This is a genomic window from Herbinix luporum, assembly GCF_900070325.1.
Lineage (GTDB): Bacteria > Bacillota > Clostridia > Lachnospirales > Lachnospiraceae > Mobilitalea > Mobilitalea luporum.
Genome location: NZ_LN879430.1, coordinates 1 through 10,000, shown reverse-complemented (window position 1 = coordinate 10,000; position 10,000 = coordinate 1). Strand labels below are relative to the sequence as shown.

At 33.6% G+C, this 10,000-nt stretch carries 8 protein-coding genes (1 of these 8 cut by a window edge); all 8 read right to left on the bottom strand.

Features of this window, described 5'->3' with window-relative positions:
- Positions 1 to 245 carry the start of a Fe-S-containing hydro-lyase gene (locus tag SD1D_RS00040; protein WP_058257041.1) on the bottom strand. It extends 289 nt beyond the left edge of the window, so the window shows 245 of its 534 coding nt (coding positions 1-245); it begins with the start codon at positions 243 to 245; its stop codon lies off the left edge, out of view.
- Positions 246 to 290: 45 nt separating this feature from the next.
- A complete protein-coding gene (locus tag SD1D_RS00035) occupies positions 291 to 1,133 on the bottom strand; it encodes a fumarate hydratase (RefSeq protein WP_058257040.1) in 843 nt (280 codons plus the stop codon).
- 41 nt (positions 1,134 to 1,174) lie between these two features.
- Positions 1,175 to 3,694: a DNA gyrase subunit A gene (gyrA, locus tag SD1D_RS00030; protein WP_058257039.1), complete on the bottom strand. Its 2,520-nt coding sequence runs from the start codon at positions 3,692 to 3,694 to the stop codon at positions 1,175 to 1,177.
- 100 nt (positions 3,695 to 3,794) lie between these two features.
- Positions 3,795 to 5,702, bottom strand: coding sequence for a DNA topoisomerase (ATP-hydrolyzing) subunit B (gene gyrB, locus SD1D_RS00025; RefSeq protein WP_058257038.1), 1,908 nt, complete (start codon positions 5,700 to 5,702; stop codon positions 3,795 to 3,797).
- A gap of 107 nt (positions 5,703 to 5,809) precedes the next feature.
- Positions 5,810 to 6,895, bottom strand: a complete 1,086-nt coding sequence (gene recF / locus SD1D_RS00020; protein WP_058257037.1) for a DNA replication/repair protein RecF — start codon at positions 6,893 to 6,895, stop codon at positions 5,810 to 5,812.
- A gap of 61 nt (positions 6,896 to 6,956) precedes the next feature.
- On the bottom strand, positions 6,957 to 7,166 hold the full coding sequence (locus SD1D_RS00015) for an RNA-binding S4 domain-containing protein (RefSeq protein WP_058257036.1): 210 nt from the start codon (positions 7,164 to 7,166) through the stop codon (positions 6,957 to 6,959).
- Positions 7,167 to 7,281: 115 nt separating this feature from the next.
- The gene (gene dnaN / locus SD1D_RS00010; RefSeq protein ID WP_058257035.1) at positions 7,282 to 8,391 is read right to left on the bottom strand and encodes a DNA polymerase III subunit beta; all 1,110 of its coding nucleotides are present in this window, start codon (positions 8,389 to 8,391) and stop codon (positions 7,282 to 7,284) included.
- Between the two features lie 259 nt (positions 8,392 to 8,650).
- Positions 8,651 to 10,000, bottom strand: a complete 1,350-nt coding sequence (dnaA, locus tag SD1D_RS00005) for a chromosomal replication initiator protein DnaA (protein WP_058257034.1) — start codon at positions 9,998 to 10,000, stop codon at positions 8,651 to 8,653.

Sequence of the window (10,000 nt, the reverse complement as noted above, 5' to 3'; positions counted from 1 at the left end):
CTGCTGGTTGTCGGTCCTGCAGAACCTATGACTTGCCCTTTCTTTGCAGGCGTAGGACCCATATAATATATAAAATTATCCTCTAAAGAAAAAGGTAGTTCTTCACCTTTTATTAAAGCCTCATACATTCTAAGATGGGCTGCATCCCTTGCTGTATACATTATTCCGGTAATATAGACATAATCTCCGGCTTTAAGTTTACTTGCTTCATCTTTTGATAATGGTGTGCTTATATATTTTTTCATAGCCAATCCCTACTTTTATACTTAAATATACGATTGATGCTATTATTATAGTATTCTGTTAACATGCCTGTTTACATGACAGCTGATATTTATTGCTACCGGAAGTCCTGCTATATGGGTAGGATAGGTCTCTATTTTAACACCTAGTGCTGTATTTTTACCTCCAAAACCTGCCGGCCCTATATTTGTCTTATTAATTTCCTCAAGTAATTCTTCCTCAAGTTTTCTTATATGAGCTTTATCAGAGTATTTATCTAGACTTCGCATCAAAGCCTTTTTAGCAAGTAGGGCACATTTTTCAAAACTTCCCCCTATTCCTATTCCCACAACTATAGGGGGGCAGGCATTGGGACCGGCTAATTTTACTGTTTCCAAAACAGCCTTTTTTATTCCCTCTACACCGTCTGATGGTTTTAACATATAAATACGACTCATATTTTCACTGCCAAATCCTTTTGGTGCAACAGTAATATCAAGCTTATCTCCCGGAACTATTTCATAATAGATAATTCCCGGGCTATTATCCATAGAATTTTTTCGAATAATAGGATCTGATACTACGGATTTTCTTAAATATCCCTCTTGATAACCAAGTCTGATTCCCTCATTAATAGCATCCTCTAAGGATCCACCCTCAATATGTAGCTTTTGACCTATCTTTACAAAAACTATGGTCATGCCAGTATCTTGACATATGGGTATTAACTCCTTTTTAGCTATATCTAGATTATCACAAAGTTGTCCTAGTACCAGCTTACCTATTGGAGAAGTCTCAGATTTATATGCCTCTCTAATACTAAGATCTACATCAGAAGCCAATTTATAATTGGCTTCTATGCACATCTCCTTTATATTTTTTACTATTTCACTGGTACTTATAATCCGCATGCTTATTATCATCCCCAGTATTATTACTTTAATCTTAAGATTTAACTATCGGATTGATTTTCTTCCTTTAATTCCTTCTCTAGATTTTTTATTATGTCTTCATCAGATGTAGAACTACTTTCTTCTCTTACTTTAGCCAAACTGGCAACAAATACATTTTCATCATCTAAATTAATAAGTTTAACGCCGGAAGTAATTCTTCCAAGAATAGAAATATCACTTACTAAAATACGAATAATAATTCCTTCTGTAGTAATAAGCATTATTTCATTTTCTTCATTAACAGCTTTTACCCCAACTACTTCACCTGTTTTTTCAGTGAGTTTATAGCACTTAACACCTTTTCCTCCCCTAAATTGTACCTTGAATTCATCTATGGCTGTTCGTTTTCCTAGTCCCTTGGCTGATACAAACAGAAGATATTCACCTTGAGTATCTAGCTGCATTCCTATTATCTGATCATCCTCATCTAAAGACATACCTATAACCCCCATGGATGATCTTCCTGTAGGTCTTACATCATCTTCATCAAACCTGATACACATACCTTTCTTGGTTACTAGAAATACATCTTTTTTACCGTTGGTGATTTTTACTTCTATTAACTCATCCCCCTCACGAAGGTTAATAGCTATTAAACCGGATTTTCGAATATTTTCATAATCCTTAATTGGAGTCTTTTTAACCATGCCATATTTTGTTGCCATAAATAAATAACGGTCTTCTTTGTACTCTTTAATGGGTATAATAGCTGTAATTTGTTCATCAGGCATTAACTGTAGAAGATTAATAATGGCCATTCCTCTGGCTGTTCTACTGGCTTCCGGAATTTCATAAGCCTTCAGGCGGTATACCCGTCCTTGATTAGTAAAGAACATAATATAATCATGATTCATGGTCATAAGTAAATCTTCAATAAAGTCATCTTCAATAGTCTGCATTCCCTTAATTCCTTTTCCACCCCGATGCTGACTCTTAAAATTATCCACTGTCATTCGCTTAATATATCCTAATTTTGTCATGGCTATAAGAGTGGTTTCATTAGGTATTAGGTCTTCCATAGATATATCAAATTCATCATAGCTAATTTTTGTTCTACGTTCATCACCATATTTATCCCTGATTATAGTGATTTCTTCTTTGATGACTCCCAGTAATTTTTTCTCATCTCCTAAAATCGCCTTATATTCTTCGATTTTTGCTAATAATTCTGCAAATTCCGCCTCTAATCTTTCTCTTTCTAGTCCCGTAAGTGCACGGAGCCTCATATCAATAATAGCTTGGGCCTGTGCTTCTGATAAACCAAATCGCTCTATTAATCTTTCCTTTGCTATATTACCGTTTTGAGAACCACGAATTATACTAATTACTTCATCAATGTGATCTAGGGCTATTAGTAATCCTTGCAGTATGTGAGCTCTTTCTTCCGCCTTATTTAAATCATACTTGGTTCTTCTGGTTACAACTTCCTTTTGATGCTTTAGATAATATTCAAGCATCTGAAGAATATTAAGTACCCTAGGCTCATTATTAACTAAGGCCAGCATAATAACCCCAAAGGTATCTTGTAATTGAGTATGTTTATATAATTGATTTAGCAAGACATTGGCATTAACATCCCTACGAAGCTCTATTACAATTCTCATTCCATTTCTGTCAGATTCATCTCTAAGTTCAGTGATGCCATCTATCTTCTTTTCTTTAACAAGATCTGCTATTTTTTCAATTAATTTAGCTTTGTTTACCATATAAGGAAGTTCGGTAACAATAATACGAGGTTTTCCATTTTGCATGGTTTCTATTTCTGTGACAGCCCTTACTCTTATTTTACCTCTTCCGGTTCTATAAGCTTCTTCTATACCTCTTCTTCCGATTATTTCTGCACCGGTGGGAAAGTCCGGTCCTTTTATTATATCTAGAATTTCATCTATTTCTGTATCTCTATCTTCATCGATTTGATTATCAATAATCTTTAGAACACCATTTATAACCTCCACCAGATTATGGGGAGGTATGTTAGTAGCCATTCCTACTGCTATTCCTGATGTTCCGTTTACCAAAAGATTAGGATACCTAGACGGTAAAACCACAGGTTCTCTTTCTGATTCATCAAAGTTGGGATTAAAATCTACGGTATCCTTATTGATGTCGGAAAGCATCTCCATGGAGATCTTACTTAGTCTGGCTTCAGTATAACGCATAGCTGCGGCACCGTCACCGTCTACAGATCCAAAGTTACCGTGGCCGTCTATCAGAGGGTACCTGGTTGAGAAATCCTGGGCCAACTTAACCAAGGCCTCGTATATAGAGCTATCACCATGGGGGTGATATTTACCCATGGTATCACCGACAATACGGGCACATTTACGGTGTGGTTTATCTGGACCGTTATTTAACTCAATCATTGCATATAGAATTCTTCTTTGTACCGGTTTCAAACCGTCCCTTACATCGGGAAGTGCACGGGATGCAATAACAGACATGGCATAATCTATATATGATGTTTCCATTGTCTTTTTCAAATCCACATCCTGCACTTTATCGAAGATATACTCATCCATTGTTTTTCCTCCGCTTTCTTTCTTTAACGGGTAACTTAAGTAAGATCCCCGAAAAAACCAGTAATTTGCATAATTATCCTAATATTATTTTAAGATATAACTATATATCAAGATTTCTAACATATTTAGCATTTGCTTCAATAAATTCCCTTCTGGGTTCTACTTTATCACCCATCAGTGTTGTAAAGGTTAAATCTATTTCTGATGATTCTTCTTCATCCATTGTAACCCGCAGTAATAGTCTTTTCTCAGGATCCATAGTAGTATCCCACAGCTGCTCAGCATTCATTTCACCCAAACCTTTATATCTTTGGATTTTAACATTGTCTCTGCCTATCTCACTTAGAATTTTATCTAATTCAACATCGCTATAAGCATATTTTATATTTTTACCTTTTTCAATTTTATAAAGAGGGGGCTGAGCCATATATACATAACCTTGTTTAATAAGTTCAGGCATAAATCTGTAGAAAAATGTCAGTAGCAGGGTAGCAATATGGGCACCGTCCACATCGGCGTCCGTCATTATAATTATCTTATGATAACGCAACTTGCTAATATCAAAATCCTCTGATATTCCTGTTCCAAATGCAGTTATCATAGCTCTAATCTCATTATTTGATAAGATTTTATCTAGCCTTGCTTTTTCTACATTTAAAATTTTTCCTCTTAAAGGTAAAATAGCTTGGGTTGCTCTTGATCTGGCTGTTTTAGCTGATCCTCCCGCGGAATCACCCTCAACTATATATATTTCACATTTAGTAGGATCTTTTTCTGAGCAATCTGCCAGTTTTCCCGGAAGACCAGATCCTTCAAGAGCCGTTTTTCTTCTGGTTAATTCCCTTGCTTTTCTTGCTGCTTCTCTGGCTCTTTGGGCCAGCACAGCCTTTTCACAAATCATCTTGGCAACATTAGGGTTTTGCTCCAAGTAATATGTAAGCTGTTCGCTTACAATATTATCCACTGCTCCCCTTGCTTCACTATTACCAAGTTTTTGCTTTGTTTGACCTTCAAATTGGGGATCCGGCAACTTGATGCTAATTATTGCAACAAGACCTTCTCTTATATCTTCACCGGATAAATTAGCCTCATTATCCTTAAGTATTTTATTGTTTCTAGCATATTCATTAAAAGTTTTTGTCAGTGCATTCTTAAAGCCTACCAGATGGGTACCACCCTCCGGAGTAGTTATATTATTTACAAAACTATAACAGCCTTCAACATAAGTTTGATTATGCTGCATGGCTACTTCAACATATACATCATCTTTTTTACCTTCACAGTATATAATATCATGATACAAAGGATCCTTATGGCGATTTAAGTACTGGACATATTCCTTAATACCACCCTCATAATGGAATACCTTTTCTACTGTTTCCTCTTGTCTGAAATCCCTAAGAATTATCTTGATTCCTTTAGTTAAAAAAGCCATTTCTCTAAGTCGTTGCTTTAAGATATCATAATCAAATATAGTTTCTTCAAAAATTTCTTTGTCAGGAAGGAAAGAAACCTTGGTTCCTCTTAAATCTGTTTCTCCAAGTTCCTGTAATTTCATTAAAGGCTTACCCCGTTCATATTTTTGATGATATTTTTTTCCGTCTACACATATTTCAACTTCCAACCACTCTGACAGGGCATTAACTACGCTTGCTCCAACTCCATGCAAACCGCCGGACACCTTATATCCTCCGCCGCCAAACTTTCCTCCTGCATGTAGTACTGTAAAAACAACCTCAACAGCAGGAATTCCGGCCTTATGATTGATACCAACAGGAATACCTCGGCCATTATCAATTACCGTAATAGAGTTGTCTTTGTTTATATTAACCTCTATTGTATCACAGTAACCTGCCAATGCTTCATCTACCGCATTATCAACTATCTCATATACCAGATGATGCAATCCTTTGGAGGCGGTGGAACCAATATACATTCCAGGCCGTTTTCTTACTGCCTCTAATCCTTCTAATATTTGAATTTGATCTGCACCGTAATTATTACTCATATTTACTCTCCATTCTTCTTATGCAAAAGTTTATTTATTACTATTTTGCACTATATATTGCATTGATTGTATCATATATATAAATTTCCTAATTTGCGGTCTTAATATTAATTTTCACAGGAAACTGTTCCATTAGATACATGAAATATTTTATTATAATTAATCCTATTATTGATAAATTCTTCCAGCCCCGTACAGGTTATGATTGTCTGAATATCTCCGATGCTGTTAAGCAAATAATTTTGTCTACTTCTATCTAGTTCCGATAAAACATCATCTAATAAAAGAACCGGTTTATCTTTAATAACCTCTTCTACCAACTGAAGTTCAGCTAACTTTAATGATAGTGCAGAGGTTCTTTGCTGTCCTTGTGATCCAAATTTTTTAATGTCCATTTTACCAAATAAAAATGCCATATCATCCCTATGGGGACCTACATTGGTCATTTTTAAATATAAATCTCTCTCTAATGACTGTTTTAATTTTTCAGGGTATTCATCTAGCCTTACATTTGGTTCATATTGAAGTGTTAGTTCTTCCTTTCCTCCGGTTAGTTTTTTATGTATCGGATAAATCAACTCATTAATTTTACGAATAAATGAATTTCTTGTGTTAATAATAACACTACCATGTTCTATTAGTTTAGCATCCCATATATATAGTGTACCCAATAAATCCCTGTTAAAACTTATTTGCTTTAACAGATGGTTTCTTTGGGCTAAAGCTTTATTATAATTAGTTAAATGATACATGTATATTTTATCTAATTGACATAATTCTAAATCTAAAAACCTTCTTCTTTCCCCTGGACCATTTTTTATAATATTTAAATCTTCAGGAGAAAAAAACACAAGGTTTAGCATTCCAAACAATTCACCTTGTCTTTTAATGGGGATACCGTCAATAGCTACCCCTTTGGCTTTATTTTTCTTTAAATGTATATCTATCCTATGAGTTACCTGATTTTTCTCAATATTTATTCTTATATGAGCTTCATCTTTGTTAAAACGAATAATTTCCCTATCCTTACTTCCTCTATGGGATTTTGTAGTTCCACCAAGATAAATAGCCTCTAAAATATTGGTTTTTCCCTGAGCGTTTTTCCCATATAATATATTGATACCACTATCAAAATCTAAATTAAGATGCTCATAATTTCTAAATTCTTTAAGTTCCAATGACTTTACAATCATTCTTACACCATCGTTTCTTCCTGATTCAGCAGATACCCATAAATTTTTTATATTAAAATTATTATTTTATAATCTTTATCTTCTGTCCCCTATATTCTACAATATCACCATCATGGAGTTTCTTACCCCTTTGTATTTCAACTTGACCATTCACCTTAACCATTCCATCTAGTATCTCAGATTTAGCCAAAGAGCCGGAATCTGCAAGCCCTGCAGCCTTAAGTGCTTGTCCAAGCTTAATATAATCTTCTCTTAATTTAATTTCTATCATATAACCTCCATCTTTATACAGCAAATTAATCCAAGAAAAAAACCAGCTTAAAATGATTTTTTTCTTGAATTTATTATAAATTTTTACATATGGTTAAGGTATTATCTTAATAATATTATGCCCCAACATTTATATTAACAGGTAATATTAAATATATATAACTTTGCTCCTTATTACGGATAAAGCATGGAGCTTTAGGATTTATTAAGTATATATCTACTGTTTCATCATCAATTACTCTTAAAGCATCCATTAAAAATTTAGGGTTGAAGCCAATAACAATGTCTTTACCCTCCATTACAATGTCTACATCTTCTTTCATAGATCCTAAAGATGTATTAATATTTAACTCAAAATTATTATCACTGACACGAATAATAATTGGTTTCTTGTCATTTTCTCTGATTAATAGAGAAGCTCTTTCTATACAACTAAGTAATTCTTTTTTATTTATTGTAACCTTAGTCTCATAATCACTAGATAGCATCTGATCTATCCTGTAATACTCACCATCAATAAGCCTTGTTACAACTAATGTATCATCAAATTCAAACAAGGCATGCTTATCGGTAAAGAATATATTAACAAAAGAATCTACCTCTCCTGATAATATTTTGCTAATTTCATTTAAGGTCTTACCGGGAATTATGACTTTTCTTTCTTCATATTCTTCTTTCATAATGATTTTTCGAATAGAAATTCTATGACCATCTAAAGATATTACCCTTAATTCATTATTTTTTATATCAAACAGTTCACCGGTCATAATCTTGTTGCTTTCATTATCTGATATAGAAAATACGGTCTGTCTGATAACTTCTTTTAAGGTAAATTGTGATAAGGTAAGAGGATTTTCTCTTTCTACTTCTTGAAGGGAAGGAAATTCGTCGCCTGATCTTCCGGATATGGCAAATTTAGCTTTCTCGCATATTATTTCTGTGGTGTAGTTCTCATCAACAGATATATATACTTCATTTTCCGGAAGTCTTCTTACTATTTCAGAAAAAACTTTTGCGTTTAAGGCAACTATTCCCTCTTCCATTATAGTACCCTTAACCATTGTTTCTATTCCAAGTTCCATATCATTGGCAATTAATTTAATTCCATAATTATTAGCTTCTATAATCAAACATTCCAATATAGGCATAGTTGTTTTAGTAGGTACGGCTTTAAGTACGATATTAACACTATTTAATAGATCAGATTTTTGGCAACGTATTTTCATTGTGTATAAACACCCTTCCCTTTTTTATATATATATAAATAAAAGATTCTTAGAAGTCATAGTAATAATAGCCGTGAAAATGTTGATATCTGTTATAAGGCCTTATAATACAAAGCTTTAAGCCTTTGATAACCCTGTAAATAAGTTAGACTTTGGATGTTGAAAAGAGCTAACTTATTAACAATCATTAAAGTTACATTTTATGGTTAAACATATTAATAACAGAATATCAACCTTTTATCAACAAGATATCACCGACTTATTCAGGATTAATTTTTTTAATAAGAACATCTACAGTATTATGTATGGATGTATCTTTTTGAATATCTTTAGATATCTTATCACAACCATGAATAACTGTAGAATGATCTCTATTGCCCAAAGCTTTTCCTATCTCGGTAACTGATAATTCAGTAAGACGCCGGCAAAGATACATTACAATCTGACGGGGATATGAAATTGCCCTACTTTTGTCCTTTGAATATATATCTGCAGGTGAAATGTTAAAGTGTTCAGCCACAATATCTACAATAAGATCAGGTGTTATAACTTTCTTCTCATTAGGAGAGATAATATCCTGTAATGCTTCTATAGCAAGTTCAAGATTAAGCTCTCTTTTCTTAAGTCTAGAAAAAGCAACAATCTTAGTAAGGGCTCCCTCAAGCTCTCTTATATTGGATTTTATATTGGTGGCAATATACTTTAAGACTTCCTCATCTATACTATATCCATCTAATTCTTCTTTTTTCTTTAAAATAGCCATCCTAGTTTCATAATCAGGAGATTGAATATCCGCCATAAGTCCATGCTCAAAACGGGAACGGAGCCTGTCCTCTAAAGTAAGCATCTCCTTAGGTGGTCGGTCACTGGATATGATGATTTGTCTTTTAGATTCATGCAAGGTATTAAAAGTATGGAAAAATTCCTCCTGTGTACTTTCTTTTCCTATTATAAATTGAATATCGTCAATTAATAGGATATCAATACTACGATATTTCTCCCTAAAATGAGTTGTTGTTTTCTTCTGTATAGCATCAATCAACTCATTAGTGAATTTTTCACTGGTAACATATAAAACCTTCATATCAGGATTCTGATTTAAAACAAAATGGGCAATGGAATGCATTAAGTGAGTTTTACCAAGTCCTACTCCTCCATATATAAAAAGAGGATTATAGATTTCACCTGGATTTTCGGCAACAGCTAAGGCCGCAGCCCTTGCAAATTCATTGTTTCCTCCAACTACAAAAGTGTCAAATGTATATCTAGGATTTAGAAAATTAGGTACTATCTTATTATCCCCGGAAGGAATTTTAGCATTCCTTTCAATACTTTCCATTTGACTGGCAAGAACAAATTTTATTTCGTAGGGATCATTCATAATTTCTTCGATGGAAACCTTCAATAAAAGCTCGTATTTATTACGAATGACATTTAAGCTGGGAGGCCCAATCCTTTCGTCATTAATCAATATAGTTATGACATGATCCTTTACATCATATACTTTTAAGGGCTTTAACCAAGTGTTATATGATACATCAGTAATGCCATATTCAGATATTAAATATTGTAAAATTTCATCCCATTTTTCTTCAATTATATTCTTCAT